At 75.4% G+C, this 16,482-nt stretch carries 12 protein-coding genes; 4 read left to right on the forward strand and 8 right to left on the reverse strand.

Annotated elements, in window-relative coordinates; all coding sequences use genetic code 11:
* Positions 1-175: 175 nt before the first annotated feature.
* Entirely contained in the window at positions 176-1,798 is a 1,623-nt protein-coding gene (locus WMF39_RS45695) for a protein kinase domain-containing protein (RefSeq protein ID WP_437742704.1), read from the forward strand.
* Between the two features lie 117 nt (positions 1,799-1,915).
* Here WMF39_RS45695 and WMF39_RS45700 read toward each other — a convergent pair whose 3' ends face one another.
* The 7 genes from WMF39_RS45700 to WMF39_RS45730 form a co-directional block, all read right to left on the reverse strand.
* Positions 1,916-2,590 carry a superoxide dismutase family protein gene (locus WMF39_RS45700; protein WP_437742705.1) on the reverse strand — a complete coding sequence of 225 codons (675 nt, stop codon included), beginning with the start codon at positions 2,588-2,590 and terminating at the stop codon, positions 1,916-1,918.
* A 244-nt stretch (positions 2,591-2,834) separates the two neighbouring features.
* Positions 2,835-3,869, reverse strand: coding sequence for a hypothetical protein (locus WMF39_RS45705; RefSeq protein ID WP_437742706.1), 1,035 nt, complete (start codon positions 3,867-3,869; stop codon positions 2,835-2,837).
* Positions 3,870-4,056: 187 nt separating this feature from the next.
* Positions 4,057-5,232 (reverse strand): response regulator, encoded by a 1,176-nt coding sequence (locus WMF39_RS45710; protein ID WP_437742707.1) that lies wholly within the window; start codon positions 5,230-5,232, stop codon positions 4,057-4,059.
* Positions 5,229-6,884 carry an ATP-binding protein gene (locus WMF39_RS45715; RefSeq protein ID WP_437742708.1) on the reverse strand — a complete coding sequence of 552 codons (1,656 nt, stop codon included), beginning with the start codon at positions 6,882-6,884 and terminating at the stop codon, positions 5,229-5,231. Before WMF39_RS45715 ends, WMF39_RS45710 begins: the two co-directional genes overlap by 4 nt.
* A 230-nt stretch (positions 6,885-7,114) precedes the next feature.
* A complete protein-coding gene (locus tag WMF39_RS45720; protein WP_437742709.1) occupies positions 7,115-8,302 on the reverse strand; it encodes a hypothetical protein in 1,188 nt (395 codons plus the stop codon).
* Between the two features lie 108 nt (positions 8,303-8,410).
* Positions 8,411-9,088 carry a sterol desaturase family protein gene (locus WMF39_RS45725; protein ID WP_437742710.1) on the reverse strand — a complete coding sequence of 226 codons (678 nt, stop codon included), beginning with the start codon at positions 9,086-9,088 and terminating at the stop codon, positions 8,411-8,413.
* 66 nt (positions 9,089-9,154) lie between these two features.
* Entirely contained in the window at positions 9,155-9,352 is a 198-nt protein-coding gene (locus WMF39_RS45730) for a hypothetical protein (protein WP_437742711.1), read from the reverse strand.
* Positions 9,353-9,632: 280 nt separating this feature from the next.
* On the opposite strand from WMF39_RS45730, the gene WMF39_RS45735 reads away from it, so the two are divergent.
* The 3 genes from WMF39_RS45735 (at position 9,633) to WMF39_RS45745 (ending at position 13,638) form a co-directional block, all read left to right on the forward strand.
* The gene (locus WMF39_RS45735) at positions 9,633-12,437 is read left to right on the forward strand and encodes a DUF4388 domain-containing protein (protein WP_437742712.1); all 2,805 of its coding nucleotides are present in this window, start codon (positions 9,633-9,635) and stop codon (positions 12,435-12,437) included.
* Between the two features lie 50 nt (positions 12,438-12,487).
* The gene (locus tag WMF39_RS45740; protein WP_437742713.1) at positions 12,488-13,192 is read left to right on the forward strand and encodes a hypothetical protein; all 705 of its coding nucleotides are present in this window, start codon (positions 12,488-12,490) and stop codon (positions 13,190-13,192) included.
* Between the two features lie 62 nt (positions 13,193-13,254).
* Positions 13,255-13,638 (forward strand): nuclear transport factor 2 family protein, encoded by a 384-nt coding sequence (locus tag WMF39_RS45745; protein ID WP_437742714.1) that lies wholly within the window; start codon positions 13,255-13,257, stop codon positions 13,636-13,638.
* On the opposite strand, the gene WMF39_RS45750 is transcribed toward WMF39_RS45745, so the two are convergent.
* A complete protein-coding gene (locus tag WMF39_RS45750) occupies positions 13,617-16,433 on the reverse strand; it encodes an AAA family ATPase (protein WP_437742715.1) in 2,817 nt (938 codons plus the stop codon). The two genes, WMF39_RS45745 and WMF39_RS45750, sit on opposite strands and share 22 nt — an antisense overlap.
* Positions 16,434-16,482: the final 49 nt, after the last annotated feature.

Consider the following 16,482-nt stretch of genomic DNA (forward strand, 5'->3'; position numbering starts at 1 on the left):
GGCGCGGCGCGCGGTGAGGGCGTCCGCGACATCGCGCCGCGCCGGCACGCGAACGCCGCGCCGGCCAGCAGAGGGGCAGAGGAGCGTCGCTTCCTCGGCATCGGCTGTCCGGCCGGCGATCGGCTGCGCTATGCTGGCTGCCGCGGCGCGGCGCTCTCGGTCGGAGGTTTCGAACATGCGCGGCCTGGAAGAGATCGAAGGGCTGGAGGCCGGAACCCTGATCGCCGGCAAGTACCGCGTGGACCGGCTGCTCGACAAGGGCGCGATGGGCGCCGTCGTCGCCGCGACCCACGTCGATCTCGACGAGCTCCGGGCGATCAAGGTGCTGCTGCCGGCGACCGCGGCCGATCCGGAGATGTGCGGGCGCTTCCTGCAGGAGGCGCGGATCGCGTCGCGGCTCAGGAGCGAGCACGCGGTCAAGGTGCACGACGTCGGGCGGCTCGAGAACGGGCTGCCGTACATGGTGATGGAGTTCCTCGACGGCCGCGATCTCCGGGTCATCCGCAAGCAGCGGGGCCCGCTGCCGGTGGAGGAGGCGACGCTCTACGTCATCCAGGCGTGCGACGCGCTCGCGGAGGCGCACGCGCTCGGGCTCGTGCACCGCGACGTGAAGCCGGCCAACCTCTTCCTGACGCACACGCGCGAGGGGACGCCGTGCATCAAGGTGCTCGACTTCGGCGTCTCCAAGGTGTCGCAGGCGGCGCTCCTCGGCGTCGCCGAGATGCGGACGAGCACCGGCCAGATGCTGGGGACGCCCCACTACATGCCCCCCGAGCAGATGCGCGGGCAGCGCGACGTCGACGCGCGCGCGGACATCTGGGCGGTCGGGTCGCTCCTCTACGTGCTGCTCACCGGCCGGTATCCCATGCACGCGCGCTCCGTCCAGACGGTCTCGCTCGTGCTCGGGGGCAAGTTCGTGCCGCAGCTGCCGTCGAAGGTCTGCCGCGGGCTCTCGCCGGACATCGATCCGATCATCATGCGGTGCCTCGAGCGGGATCGCGACAGGCGCTGGCCCGACCTGGCGGAGCTCACGCTGGCGCTCCGTCCGTTCGCGCCGCCCGCAGCGCAGCCGCTCGTCGACCGCATCCAGCGCATCCTGCGCGGGAGCCTGCGCGACTCGCTGTCCGGGGTGCGCCCCGGCGTGGACGGCGTCGACGCGGGGGAGCGCGGCTCGATCCCCACCACCATGGGCTCCGGCCCATCCACCGGCGGCATGGCGATCGAGCTTCGCCCGGAGCTGCCACCTCCCGTGTTCCCCGCGGCTCCCGAGGAGGCGGATCCGGTGGAGCGGAGCGAGGCCATCACGGTGTCGGACCGCTCGCGCGCCCGGGAGGAGACCGACCTGGTGGAGCGGAACGAGGCCATCACGGTGTCGGACCGCTCGCGCGCCCCGGCGGAGGCGGATCCGGTGGAGCGGAGCGAGGCCGTCACGGTCTCGGAGCGCCCTCGCGCCCGGGCGGAGGCCAGCCCTGCGGAGCGGAGCGAGGCGGCGACGGTCTCGGACCGGCCGCAGCCCCGGGTGGAAGCCGGCCGTGTCGGGCTCGGCGCGGCCGGTTCAGCTCCGGAGAGGGCGCGCGTCGAGGAGGACGCCGACGAGACGACGCTCGCGGACACGCTCCGGCGGCTGCGCTCGCCCTTCAGGGCGGGCTTCGTCCTGGCGGCGGTGGCGGCGGCGATCGTCGTCGCGCTGCTGGCCAGCGGAACGCGGCCCGAGGAGCGGCCCGCGAGCGGGAGCCTCCCGAGCCCGGGCTCGCCCCCGGGGGGAAAGGGCGTTCCGGTCAGCGCTCCGCCCCGGTGACACCGGAGAGGGAGACTCCCGCCCTGCGGGCGCTCGGGGAGAGGCCCTCTCGGGACAGGCGGTGAGGTGGAGTCGACGTGTCGTGAGCGCGGAGCGGCGGGCCGCGCCGCGCGCGCGTCACTTGCCCTGCGAGATGACGCCGCAACCGATGCGGCCACCGGCGTTTCCGGCGGGCTGGCCGCCGTCATCCGCCTTCTCGTGGACGATGATGGCGCGGCCGAGGAAGGTGTTCGGAGCGCCCTGCTTGAGATTCGCGCCCGCGGCGATGATCTCATGGGTGCCGGTCCCATCGGCCTTGACCTCGATATTGCCGAGATCGCCGAGGTGGCGAGCCGCGGCGTCGGGGAGGCCGTGCGGGTGGTTCTCGGGGTTGTAGTGCGCGCCCGCGCTCTTCGCGTCCGGCGCGCTGCAATCGCCGGTCTCGTGCACGTGGACGGCGATCTTGCCCTTGGGAGCGCCCGAGACCTGGACGGCGACCTTCACGCCGCCCTCGACCTCGGTGAAGGTCGCCGTGCCCTTGAGCTTCGACTTGGTCCGCGCCTCGATGGGCACTGAGACGCTCACCGGCGGTGCAGGCGGCGCGGCCGGCGGCGCAGCGGCCTCCGGCGCCGCGGCGCCCGCCGGCGGGCTGGCCTCGGGCGCCACGGCCGCGGGCGCCGCGGGCGTCTCCGGCGCAGGCTGCGGCTGGGCGGGGACGTCGGGGACCGCAGGGGCCGGCTCGGGCGCGCCGCCACAAGCGGTGGCGCCCAGGACGAACGAGGCGAGCAGCGAGAGACGATAGGCCGGTTTCATCACAGCGGAGACCTCCAGGTTCGTGAAGCGTTGGACCTCCGCCGTCTCGTAGAGCGGTCCTGGCGAGCGATCAATCGGCGAACCCGACATTCGTCAGGTGCGCCGGCTTGAGGCGCGCCGGCGCGCGGCCAGCGCCGCTCGCGCCGGCCCTCGGCGCCATGGGCAGCGCGCGCCCGACCCTTCGACAGCGACGAGCGAGGCGCGGAGTCCGCCGCCGCGCCTCGCCGAGCTCAGCGGCGCGCGCTCACTGCGCGGGCGGGCAGCCGATGGGCCCGGTGCCGATCACGACGTCATCGATCCACATCGAGCGGGCGGAATCCGCCTGATAGGACTCCCAGCCGAGGGCGATGCTGTCGAACGCCGGCGCCTTCCACGTGTAGTTCGCCTCGTTGTTGGCGCAGCCCTGGCCGGTCCCGGACACCTTGAGATCGGGCAACTCCGCGCCATTGAGCCAGAAGCGCATCTCGTTCTTCGGCCCGTCGAAGCTGAACTCGACGCAGGTCCATGCGCCGGTCGGGACCACCGTCGTCTCCTCCGCGTGGTGCCAGCAGTCCGTCTGCGGTCCGGTCTTCGGGTCGCTCCAGTACCCGGGCGTATCGTAGTTCGCCATGAGCTGGCTGCCCGCCGTGACCGGGTGCTGCCCGCCGTAGCGATACTGTGCCGCGTAGGGCATTCCCTCGAAATCGCTGCCAGGAATGGTCCCCGAACCGTCGATGATGGTCCAGTGCACATCCCCCGTCGGCGCAGCCTCGAGGAAGAACATCATGCGACCATGGATGACGTTCGCCTCGGTGGGCAGGGCGTCGGCGTCCGTGAACTTGATCATGGCCGACTTGTAGTTGCTGTCTCCCGTGCTCGCGGGCGTGGTCACCTTGATGGACTTGGCGCCGCTGTAATGCTTCGTCGTGTCGACCGACACGGTGGAGCCCGCCATGGCCGTGTAGACCGTCCACGCGCCCAGCTTCTCGCCGTTCGCGCCCTGGCCCTCGTACGACTCGAAGTCGTCGCAGAGCAGCGCCGCGCAGGCCGAGCCGCCGCCGTTCCCCCCGCCCTCGCCGGCGCCGCCGCCGCCCGTGGCGCCGCTGCTGGTGGTGGTGGCGCCGCCGCCCTCGCCAGCGCCGCCGCCGCCGGTGGCGCCGCCGCTGGTGGCGCCGCCGCCCGTGCCGGTGGTCGAGGACGACGCCGACGTCGTGCCACCATCGTCATCCGAGCACGCAGTCGCGCCCGCCGCAAAGGTCGCGAGCAGGCCAAGCAAAGTAACGCTAACTCGAAGCTTCATGTTCGTTTCCATCCTCCGCTGCGACTATTGCACGAGGTCATCGCGTGGTTCAAGAACGAACGTTTTCGGCGGATCGCACGATCCAGGCGCTCGAACTCGAATGGCCCCGGCGGTGCGGGGCAACACGAAAAGGCCCGGGAGCAGCCTTGAACAGCCAGCCTATCGGGCCGGGAGCGAGCGTGAACGTTCAACCGCCGTCCTCCCCGCTACCCTCTGCGCCTGCGCCCGCCAACATCGCCTCCGGCGAGATCGCATAGAGCCTCTCCTCTCCCTGCTTTCCCCGGATCCGCACCAGCGCGGGCATCGCTTCTCCCGGGCTCCCGGCCGCGGTGAACGTCGCCTCATCCATCAGCAGGCCGCCGGCCCTCGCCTGCGCCTGAATCCGAAACGCGGTGTTCACACGATCGCCGATGATGGTGAACTCCCGCCTGCCGCTCGACCCGATGCTCGCCAGCAGGACGGGCCCTGTCGAGAGCCCGAGCCGCGTCGGGAAGGCGGGCCGGCCCTGCGAGCGCTGGTGTTCGTTGAAGGCCGCGATGCTCCGCTGGATCCGCTGCGCCGCCGCGAGCGCGTCACTCGCGCCCCGGAAGAACGCGAGCATGCCGTCGCCAACGTACTTGTCGACCTCGCCCGCGTGGTCGTAGACGATCTGCGCCACCGTGGCCATGTAGAGGCTGAGATCCGCGATCAGCGGCCCAGGCTCCTCGCTCTCCGAGAGCCGCACGAACTCCTCGATGTCGCTGACCAGCACCGTCAGCACCTCGCGCGCCGGCGGGCTCGGCCGGTTCGACGACACGCTCTCCTCGATGCTCTCCCACGCCCGGTCGGACAGGTAACCACGCAGCGCCGCCTGCATCTGGCGCACCTGCGCGTAGCGCTCCTCGAGCTCCCTCCGCTGCCGCTCGAGCTCCCGGCGCTGCCGGTGCAAGAGCAGCTGCGTCCCCACCCTGGCCAGCACCTCGCGCAGCTCGAACGGCTTCGTGACGTAATCGACGCCGCCCGCGTCGAACGCCATCACCTTGTCGCCGATGCCGGTCATCGCGCTCAGGAAGATGACCGGGATGTCCGCCGTCCCGGGATCCCCCTTGAGCCGGCGGCACACCTCGTAGCCGTCCATGTGGGGCATGCTCACGTCGAGCAGGATGAGGTCCGGAGGCGCCGCCGCCGCCGACATCAGCGCCATCGCGCCGCTGATCGCCGCCCGCACCTCGTAGCCCTGCGCCGTCAGCATCGAGGTCAGGAGCGACAGGTTCGCCGGCATGTCGTCCACGATCAGGATGCTCGGGGGCTCTTCCCTGGGGCGCTCCGGCCGCGCGCCCGGGGCCGCTCCGCGGGGGGCTGGCTTTGCGTCGGTGTCCGTCATGACGGCTCCTCCTCGTCGGCGCTCGATAGCGCCAAGATGCTGTCGAAGCGATACCCCCGCGCGAGCTCGGCCACAGCCCCCGCGAGATCCGCGTCCTCCGGCCGGAACCGATCGAGCGTCGCCTGGACGGCCTTCGCGTCGAGCCGCGTCGCCGCCCGCCGGAGGTCCTTGCGGAGCGCGGCGGGCAGCCCGGCCGCCGCCCGGGCGAGGTCGACCGCCGGCGCCCCCTGGGCAGCGCCGGGCTCGGCGGCGCGCTCCTCGTACTCGAAGCGGGCCCCGAGGTGCTTCGTCAGGAGGCCGAGGATGTCCGCGTCGCGGAACGGCTTGCTCACGAAGTCGTCGCACCCCGCCTCCGCCGCGAGCGCACGGTTCTGCTCGAACGCGCTCGCGGTCATCGCCACGACGACCGCCTCGTGCCCCCGCGCGCTCGCCTTGATGCGGCTCGCCGCCTCGTAGCCGTCGAGCAGCGGCATGCGGAGGTCGAGCAGGACGAGGTGCGGCGCCCACGTCTCCCACTGCGCCACGGCGCCGAGCCCGTTGGTCGCGCTGCGCGCCTCGACGCCCACCGAGTCGAGCAGCTTGAGCAGGCAGTGGCGCACGTCCCACCGGTCGTCGACCACGAGCACGCGGTACCTCGGCTGGCCCGGCGAGAGGCCCACGGCCCGGAGTGCCCGCGGCGTCGCGCCGCCGGCGCGCGCGTCGGGCGCGTCGGCCAGCGACAGGCGCACGTCGAAACGGAGCGTCGTCCCGCGGCCGACCTGGCTCTCCACCCGGATGTCGCCCCCCATCATCCGCACGATGCGCCGGCTGATGTGCAGGCCGAGGCCCGTGCCCTCGCGCGACTGCCGCCCGGTCGCGGTCTGCGCGAACGCCTCGAAGAGCTCCGCGAGCTCCGCCTTGGCCATGCCCCGGCCGGTGTCCGTCACCTCGAACGACACCCGCACCCGCCCCGCCGCCGCGCCGTCGTGCGCGCCTGTCGCGCGCCGCGCCGAGGCGCGCAGCGTGACCGACCCGCGCGGCGTGAACTTCAGCGCGTTGCCGAGCAGGTTGATCAGCACCTGCCGCAGCTTCCCTTCATCGCCGTGGACGTGCCGCGGCACGTCCTGCGCCCGCTCGACCCTGAGCGTGAGGCCCCGCTTCTGGGCCTCGACCGCGAACATCTCCGAGAGCCCCGAGAGCGTGTCGTGGAGGTCGAACTCGGCGTCGACGAGCGTCATGCGGCCGGCCTCGATCTTCGCCATCTCGAGGATGTCGTTGACGAGGCCGAGCAGGTGCTCGCCGCTCTTGCAGATGACCGCGAGGTTCTCGCGGTGCCGGTCGGCGAGCGAGGGGTCGCGCTCCACGAGCTGCGCGAAGCCGAGGATCGAGTTGAGCGGGGTCCTGAGCTCGTGGCTCATGTTGGCGAGGAACGCGCTCTTCGACCGGCTCGCGGTCACGGCCTCCTCCCTCGCCCTGCGCGCCTCCTCCTCGGCCCGCCGCGCCTCGGCGAGCTCCTCGCAGAGCCGCAGCGAAGCGGCGCGGCTCACCGCGAGCTCCTGCGCCTTCCGCTCGAGCTCGAGCTCGCGGGCGTGGAGCCGCCGGCGGAGCGCCCAGAGGGCGACCAGAAGGAGGGTCCCGACGACCACGGAGGCGGAGATCCCGACGACCTGCATGCGATGTGCCCCACCCGCCTCCTGCGCGGCGGGAAAGACCGGAGCGCCGATCCCGTCGGAAGGCACCGATCAGGTTACAGGAGTTCGGGGCAGCCCGTGGGGGCCCGATCGGGCGCGCCGCGCGGCTTTGGGCGGCGGAGCGGCGCGCTCGTCAGGCAGACCACGGAATCGACGGAGCCGCGCCGCGGCAGCGCGACGCGGCGGTCGGTTCTCCCCAGCGCGTTCACGCGCTATGGCGCGCCGCCGTCCGGCTTCGCTCGCCGCGGGGGTGTGACAACCTCATCGGTCGGCGGCGGGGCGGCGTCTCCGCGCGGCGGCGGGGCGGCGTCTCCGCGCGGCGGCGGGGCGGCGTCTCCGCGCGGCGGCGCCTCGCTGTCTGCCTGCGCCGGCGGCCGCCTGGGCGCGAGCGCGGGCTGGCGGAGGCCGCGCAGCGAGGCGAGCCGATCGACGAGGACGCCGGCCTCCTCGGCCGACAGCTTGACGCGCGCGTGGAGCGCCTTGCCCTCGGCCGCGATCGCGATGCGCTCGAGCACGGCGCCGAAGCCGATGAGCCGCGTCGCGAAGTCCGCCGCGCGCGTGTCTCGCGCCGCGCGCAGCTCCGCGCCGAGCGCGGCGCAGGGGGCCTCCGCGTCGCAGAGCACGGCGGCGTGGACGGCGATCTCCGGGCCGAGCGCGACGCTGGCGCCGCCGGAGAGCAGGGACGCCGCGGGCGATCGGCTGGAGCCGCTCAGCGCGAGCTCGCGCCCGATCTCGGCGCGCTGCTCGGGCGTGAGCACCACCGTGACGCGCGCCGCCCCCTCGCCCACGGCGCGGGCGATGTCGTCGTGCGCGGCGCTCGCGCCGACGCTCCCTCCAACGTTCCCGCCGCGGCCTTCGGCGGCGTCGATCATGGCGCGCAGGTACGCGCCCCCGCCGAGCAGGATCGGCCCCCCGGGGCGCACGGCGATCTCGCCGTGGCCCTCGGCGCTCGAGTCCCGCACCGCGCGGAAGCTGCCGATCCCGGAGACGACCGGCCGCCCGCCGCGGGCCTCGATGACCTTGGAGGCGCACGCGAGCAGCGCCTCGTCCTGCACGGCGCCGGCCGCGACCAGCCCGAAGTCGCCGCCCTCGCCCGCCGCCGGGATGGCGATCGCGACCTCGGTCAACGCGGCCACCGGGTCGAAGCCGCACACGTCGCGCACCTTGCCGAGCCCCGGGATCTCGCGCTCCTCGCGCAGGAACGAGGCGAACGCGGGAGAGGCGCGCAGGGCCGGGAGATCGAGCGTCGCGACGAGCATCGCGCCGGCGGGCACGGCGTCGAGCGCGCGCGGCGCCGCGGGGGGGCTCTCCCGCCGGCGGCCGAGGAGCCAGGCGACGCCGCCGCCGAGCAGGACCCCGACGAGCAGGAGGACGAGGCCGTCTCTGGTCCGCGGCTGCACGCGCGACCCGTTAGCACACGGCCGCGGCGGACGCCCCGGCGGGCGCGTCGCGCGCGTCCCGGCGGGGCGGAGCATGGCGCTGCGCAAGGGCGCGCCCTTGCGCGGCGGCTACACGCCCTTGCGCGGCGGCGACCAGAGCGTCCCGCGGACGAGATCGAACACGGGCACGGTCACGTTGAAATTCCAGCGCTTCATGAGCCGGGGGTCATGGTGCCTGCGGTGGTGCTCGCGGAGCCGCGCGAGCCCCGGGATCCGGTACACCGGGCTGTCCGCCGGCAGGTGATACGCGAGGTGCAGCCACTCGTAGCTGACGAAGAACACCATCGCCGTCGCGAGGCCGAGCAGCGCCGCGTCCAGCGAGAACAGCGCGCCCGCCGCCGCGGCGAGCGGCAGCAGCGAGGCGAGGACGAGGAGCGCCGAGGTCGGCGGCGTCAGCACCAGCCAGAGCTCGCGGGCGCTCCGCAGCGCCATGTCGTCGGCGGTGAAGGCGAGGTGGTGCTCGCGCTCGTGCCGCTCGCACAGCGCGCCGAGCAGCGGCGCCCGCCGGTGCAGCACCGACCTGTGCGCCCACCACTCGAAGGCGAAGCCGAGCAGCAGGGTCGCCGGCACCGCGACGAGCTCGACGGCATCGACGGCGTCGAGGAGGCGCACCGCCGCCGCGAGCACGAGCGCGCCGAGCAGCGTGGGCGCCGCGAGGTGGAGCGCCGGGCGGTACCCGCGCGGGATCCGCGCCGCGATCTCCGCGCGCCGCCGCGACCGCGGCGAGGCCGGCCCGTTCACGAGCATCGGAAACTATGAATTCCAAAAAAACAGAACGCAAGCGCGGGCGAGGCCGCCGGCGAGGGGGCGTGCTCAGCTTTCCTGGCGTTCTTCCTTCTGTTCCGCCTGTTTCGCGCCGTCCCCGGGCGCGCCGCCGTCCGTCGCTGGCGCTTCCCGCTCGAACAGCCCGCCGATCGCCTCGCCGATGCGGCCGATCTTCGCGGCGAGCAGCACGACGATGAGCAGGAAAGCCGTCAGGGCGATCTCGTTGTGGGAAGCGCCGAGCACCATGCATCGACGTCTACCACGCGGCGCACACAGCGGGGGGCGACGCGCGGCGACGTCGACCTCGCGCTCGCGTCGCGGAGGCGATGTCGGCCGGGCGCTCCCAGCGCGGCAGGGGTGGAGACCTCGCCGCGCCGGCGGGCGGTCGTGGAGGGAGCTGCGCTGCGCGGCGGGAACGCGAGCGGGCCGCGATCGCGTTTGACAGCCCGCCGACGACCGTCGAGAGTCCAGTCGATGCGGGCCCCTGGGCGCTGCTCCGCCGGGCCGCCGCCACAAGATGACCGCCGTGTCCGAGCCCCGCGACGACTACGAAGCAGTGCAGGCGCGCCCGCGCGAAGGCGCCATCCTGCTGGCCGACGCGTCGGCGGACGGGGAGGCGATCGGCGCGGCGCTGCGGGGCCGGGGCTTCGAGGTGATCGCGGCGCCCATCGCCGAGCTCGAGGCGCGCCTCGCGAGCGACGCGCCGCGCGTCGTGATCGTCGACATCGACGAGCCCGGCGCGATCGAGGCGCTCGAGCGCCTCTACCTGCGGCCGGGCGGCGTCGCCGCGTCCGTGCTCCTCGTGGGGGATCCGGTCCGCTCGGCGGAGCTCGATCCCCAGCTCTTCGGGCAGGTGTTCGAGCGCCCGGTCGACACCGCCGAGCTCGCCGCGCACGTGAGCGCGGTCGCGGAGCCCGGGCGGTTCCGCGGGGAGCACGCCGTCGAGGCGCGCCTCGCGGCCGGCCTTCCGGGGCCGCTCGACAACGACGTCCCGTCGAACCCGGACTTCTCGAGCGATCTCGACCCGCTCGACGTCGGCTCGGTGCTGCCGCCCCCGGAGGAGGACGGCGACGAGGTCGGTCCGCGCCTCCTGCCGGCGCGGATCAGCCCGGAGCTCGAGGAGATCCTCGTCGCCGCCGAGCAGCGGGTCACGGCGAAGGCGCACCCGTCGAGCATCCCGGCGGCCGAGGAGGAGGTCGACCTGATGCTGTCGCCGGAGCTGCTCTCCGCGCTCGACGAGCCCCTGGATCCGGAGGAGGACGAGCCGCGGACCGGCGCGAGCGCGGCCGTCGCCCCGGTGCCCACCGGGTTGCCCTCGCAGCCGAGGACGAGCTCCGAGCCGTACGGCGTCGCGCCCGCTCCGCAGCCGGCGGCCACCCGCGCCGAGCACACAGGGCCCGGCGACTCCCTCGTCGAGCTCGCGGAGCCGGGCGACGAGCACGAGGACGACCGCGCCTCCGAGCCCGCGTTCGACGGGGCGCACGCGACGAAGCGCGCAGGCCCCGAGCTCGCGGCGCTCTCGCTCGGCAGGGAGGCGCACCTGCACGGCAGGGAGGAGCGCGATCACGGCGGTCCCGCGCGCCGGAGCGGCGGCCGCGACGCCGCGCCGCCGACCCCGCGCGACGCGGGCCGGCCCTACGCCTTCGCGTCGCCGCCGCCGCGCCCCGAGCCCGCGTGGGATCGGTCGCCATCGCCCGCGCCGCGAGAGGAGCCCGCGTGGGACCGCGCCGGCCCTGCGCGCGGCGGCGAGGACGTCGACTGGGCGCGCGCTCCGTCGGGCCGCGTCGAGCCGAGCCTGCGCCAGCGCATCACCGAGCCGCCGCCGCCCCGGTCGCGCGAGGCCCGCGACGCCCGCGCGCCTGGCTTTCCGTCGCCGCCGTCTCCGGGCGTCGCGTTCGTTTCGCCTCCCTCGGTCGAGGTGAGGACCGCGCTGTTGCCGTCGGTCGGAAGGGCCGAGCCCGAGCCGCTGCCGCCCGTGCCGTCCCCGGCCCGCTCCGCCCCGGCGGGGCGCGCCGCGGCGCCTCCTGGCGGGCCCGTCCCGGCGAGCGCGGGCGCCGGCTCGCTCGGGCGCGGCCTCCTGGCGCCGAGCCCGCCTGCCGCGCCGAGCACGGCCGCGTTCGGCCGCGGGCCCCTGCCAGCTCCGCCGTCCATGGCCATCTCCGGCGCGGCCCTGCGTGGGCCCGCGCCGCCTGCGCTGCCGCTCGTGCCGCCCGCGCCCGCCACGGTCACCGCGGCCGGGCTCGGCCGCGCCATGGCGCTTGAGCCGATCGACGAGGCGCCGAGCTCCGGCGGGGCCTCGTCGGCCACGGTGCTCGGCCCGGGCGACGCGCCGCGCGCGCTGGCCCGCGCGGTGGGCAGCCGCTCCTCCGGCGCCCTCGCGATCACGACCGAGGAGGGCGCGCGGCGCATCGTCCTGCACGAGGGCGATCTCGTCACCGCCGGCTCGAGCATCCCCGAGGAGACGCTGCTCGCCTTCCTGGTCGGGCGCGGCGACCTCGAGCGCGAGGTCGCGGCGCGGCTCGCGGGCAAGCTCCCCGCCTCGGGCCGGCACGCCGGCGCGGCGCTCATCGCGCACGGCCACCTCGGCCAGGACGACCTCTGGCCGGTGCTGCGCGCGCACGCCGAGTGGGTCATCGGCCACGTCGTGCTCGTCGAGGCCGGCACGTGCGACCTCGAGCCCGAGCCGCCGGGCCGCCTCAAGGCGGAGCCGAACGTCTTCGGCGGCGCCACCGGCGCCGAGGTCTTCGTCGAGACGATCCGCCGCGTGATCGCCCCCGAGGTCGCCCTGCGCCGCCTCGGCGGCCCGGGGGCGCGCCTCGACGACGGCGTCCGGCGCAACCTGCTCGGCGAGTGCGCGCTGCGGCGCGAGGAGGAGGAGCTCGTGCGCACCGCGCGCGGCCGCAGCGTCGGCGAGCTCGTGAGCGTGGCGGAGCCCGAGAACGCGAGCGTGCTCTACGCGCTCGTCTGCCTGGAGGTGCTCGACGTCCTCATCCCGCCGTCGATCACCGAGGCGCCGCCCCCGCCGGTGGAGGATCCGCTCGACGAGGAGGCGATCCGGCAGCGCGTCCGGGCGCGGCTCGCGCTGGTGGAGGACGGGGACTATTTCTCGATCCTCGGCATCCCGCGCGACGCGACGAACTACGAGATCCGCCGCGCGTACCTCGCGCTGAGGAAGGCCTTCGAGCCGTCCACCCTGCTCACCGCCGCGACCGTGGACCTGCTCGACGACGTGCGGCTCGTCATCGAGGTGCTCGACGAGGCCTACGAGATCCTGCGCGAGCCGCACAGGCGCGAGCGGTACCGGCGGGCGATCGAGGCGGGGCCGCCGTAGCGGGGACCGGGGCAGCGCGCGCTCCGTACGGCGCGCGGCGGGCACGGTTGATGAAGGCCGGCGCGGCTGTGCAATGCCCGCTCTCTCCCGGACCAAGGGCGCCGGCGGCGCCGCGCGCGGGCGGGCCGACGCGCTCCGGTCGATCGGCCGCGGCGGCGCTGATCGCCGCCCTCGTGCTCGCCCCGGGGTGCGTCCGCGAGGCGGCGAAGGAGGCGACCCACGGCACGCTCGAGGCGCTCGATCGCAGCGCGCAGGACCGGGCCGGGCCCGCCGGCGGATCGGCCGAGGGCGCGCGCGAGCGCGAGCGGCCGCTCGTGGGGGCCATCGTCCACGACGCGGTCCGGGCCGGCGCGGCGGAGATCGGGCGGCAGGCCGGGGGCCTGGAGCCGGTCATCGCGCAGACGAGCGAGGCGGTCAGCAGCGCCGTGGTCGAGGGCGCTCTCCAGCACGATCGGGCGCTCGTCACCCTCGTCGAGCAGGGCACGGGCGCCGCGGCGAGGGCCGCGGCGCGCGAGGGGACGGCAGAGCTCATGGAGCAGCTCGCCGGGTGCCCCGCCGGCGACCCGGGCTGCTCGAGCGCCGCGATCGAGCGCGCGAGCCGCGCCGCCGCCACGGGCTTCGCGGACGGCCTGGGGAGGGCGATCCATCCCTGGATCATCGGCCTCGCGTTCGGCGGGGGGTTCCTGCTCGCCGCGCTGCTCGCCGTCGCCATCGCGGTCGTCACGCGGCGGCACGAGCGCTCCACCGCGCACTGAGCGCTCCGCCGCGCACTGAGAGAGGTCCGCCCCTTGCACGCGCCAGCACCGCAGGAGGCACCATGTCCAAGGCGAGCGAGTTCATCGAAGCCCTGCGTCGGATCGAGGAGAGCGGCGACGTCGAGCCCATGGCGCGGCTGTTCGCGCCCGACGCCGAGCTCAGCAACTCGACGATCACGAGGCCGCTCCACGGCCCCGACGGCGCCCGCAACTTCTGGCGCAGCTACCGGCACACCTTCGTCGAGGTGCGGTCCGAGTTCCGGTGCGTCGTCGAGTCGGACGAGGCCGCCATCCTCGAGTGGACGAGCCGTGGAAAGCTAGTCAATGGAGGGGAGTTCTCGTACGACGGCGTGAGCGTCATCGAGCACCCGGCCGGCACCATCAGGAGGTTCAAGGCGTACTTCGATCCGAGGGCCCTCGGGCTTCAGCTGGAGCACGCGGCGTAGCGCCGCGTGCCGGCCCGCGCGATCGCGTCCACCACGACCTCGCCCTGCTCGACGCCCACGAGCGCCGCCGACCCTTCCTCGAGCTGGCCGCGCAGGATGAGCTCCGCGAGCGGCGCCTCGACGAGGCGCGCGATCGTGCGCTTCATCGGCCGGGCGCCGAGCTCCGGGTCGAACCCCCCGGCGTCGAGCAGCGCGTCGATCGCCTCGGGCTCGACCTCGAGCTCCACGCCGCGCGCCTCGAGCTCGCGCTCCAGGCCGCCGAGCAGCCGCCGCGTGATCTCGGCGACGTCCGCCCGCGTGAGCGGCGCGAAGCAGAGGACCTCGTCGATGCGGTTGTAGAGCTCGGGCGGGAGCGCGGCGCGGGTCGCGGCGAGCATCGCCTCGCCGAGGCGCTCGGGCGACACGGCCGCGGAGGCGCGGGCGAAGCCCACGGAGCGCTCGGACCGGAGCGCGCCGGCCTCCGCCGCGCCGAGGTTCGAGGTCATCACGAGGACCGTGTTCGTGAAGTCCACCCGCCGGCCTCGGCCGTCGGTCAGGCGGCCCTCGTCGAAGACCTGGAGGAACGCCTCGAGCACGTCGCGGTGCGCCTTCTCGATCTCGTCGAGCAGCACCACCTGGTACGGCCTCCGCCGCACCGCCTCGGTGAGCTGGCCGCCCGCCTCGTGGCCGACGTAGCCGGGCGGCGCGCCGACGAGGCGCGCGACCGCGTGCGACTCCGCGTACTCGGAGAAATCCAGCCGCGTCATCGCGTCGGGCGAGTGGAACAGCGCCTCGGCGATCGCCTTCGCCGTCTCCGTCTTGCCCACGCCGGTCGGCCCCAGCAGCAGGAACGACCCGATCGGGCGGCGCGCGCGCAGGCCGGCCGCGTTCCGGCGGAGCACCCGCGCGATGCGCGCCAGCGCCTCGCCGTGGCCGACGACGTTCTCGGCGAGCAGCGCCTCCAGCGAGAGCATCCGCTCGCGGTCGGTCTCGAGCAGCCGCTCGACCGGCAGATCGGCGAGCTCGGAGACCACCTCGGCGACCTCGGCGGGGCCCACCTGCCGCGCGGGCTGCGCAGGTTCACGGAGCGCCGCGCGCGACGCGCGCGACGTCGACGACGCGCGCCGCCGCGTGCGCGCGCCCGCGAGATCGAGGATCGAGAGCGCCTTGTCGGGCAGCGCGCGCCCGGGCAGGTAGCGCACGGACCAGGCGACGGCCGAGGCCAGCGCCTCGTCCGTGAACGCGAGCCCGTGGTGCGCGCCGAGCCCGACCGCGACGCTCTGGAGCAGCAGGAACGCCTCGTCCTCCTCGGGCTCGTCGATCTCGACGATCGTGAAGCGCCGCGCGAGCGCCGGGTCGACCTCGATGCTCTTCCTGTACTCCTCGGGCGTGGCGGTGCCGATCAGCGTGAGCTCGCCGCGGGCGAGCGCGAGCTTGATCTCGGCCATCGCCTCGTCGAGCGCGCCGCTGCCGAAGAGCTCCGACAGGCCGTCGATGAACAGGATGACCCGCCCGCCCGCCTCGCGGAGCTCGGACCGGAGCGCGGACAGGCGCTCGCTCAGCGCGCCGCGCGCGCCGGTGCCGGCGAGGAGCTCCGAGGGCACGAGCTCGACCACGACGCGCGGCTCCCGCTCGTCGAACGCGAGCCGGTGCGCCACGCCGCGCGCGACGGAGGTCTTGCCGACGCCCGCCGGGCCGAGGAGGCAGGGGTTGTTCGCGTGGCGCTTGGCCAGGACGTCGAGCGCCTGCTCGATCTCGTGCTCGCGGCCGACGATCGGCTCGAGCTCCCCCTGCACCGCCGCGAGCGAGAGGTTGTGCCCGAGCGAGGCGAGGGCCGGGAAGCGCGCGCGGTCGAGGGTGAAGCGCGCCGCGAGGGCGGCGCTCGCGGCGGCGCTCGTGGCGGTCGGCGGCGCGAGCGGCGGGAACGGCCGCCCCGGCGCGGGCGCGGCGGGGGAGGCGGCGGAAGCGGGGGCAGGGGAGGCCGAGGACGCCGGGGAGGGGGTGGGCGTGAGGGCGATCGGCTCGGCGGAGATCAGCGCGTCGGCTCCGGCCGGGGCCGCGGCGGGGCGGGGGCGCCCCGGCGGGAACAGCGGCGTCGGCGGGAACAGCGGCACCGTGACGCCCGGGCCGGCGCCCTTGGCGGGCCGTGACTCCGGCGCGCCGGCGCCCCTGGCGGGCCGCAGCTCCGGGATACCGACGCCGGCGCCCCTGGCAGGCCGCAGCTCCGGGACGGCGACGCCTGCGCCCTTGGCGGGCCGCAGCTCCTGGGACGTGCGCGGCGAGCGCGGCGTGCGCGCCGGATCGGCGGCCTCGCCGCGGGCGCGGCGCGCCGTGGTCGCCGCGGCCGGCGCGGGCGGCGTCTCCGGCGCGCCGCCGTCGTGGAGCAGCCGCGAGGGCGTCCGCCGCGCCTGCACCACGCCGAGCGCGATCTGGAGCGCCGCGGTCCGCAGCCGCGCCAGATCGACCCCCGACTGGGTGAGCGCGCGGTGCGCGGCCGAGCTGCGGTCGGACAGGAGCGCGAGCAGCAGGTGGAGCGCCGCGGGCTCCTTCGCGGTCGCTCGCTTCGCGACGTCGCGCGCGCCCCCCATCGCCCGGCCGATCGGGTCGGGGCCCTCGTCGTCGACCGAGCGGGTCGCCTTGAGCAGGGCCTCGTCGTCGAGCCGCCGATCGCGGAGCAGATCCGCGGCGGGGCCTCCGCTCAGGGCGATGGCCGCGAGGAGGTGCACGCTCGACAGGCGCTCCTTGCGCTGGGCGGCGAGGTCCTGCGCGAGCTTACGCAGCGTGACGAGCTCGGCGTGGGAGCGAGGGCTGGTCATCCTTGCAGAGGTCTCCGGGCTCGGGGTTCGCACGCCGGGCGAGGGCGGG

It is taken from the genome of Sorangium sp. So ce1504 (assembly GCF_051521635.1).
GTDB lineage: Bacteria > Myxococcota_A > Polyangia > Polyangiales > Polyangiaceae > Sorangium > Sorangium cellulosum_B.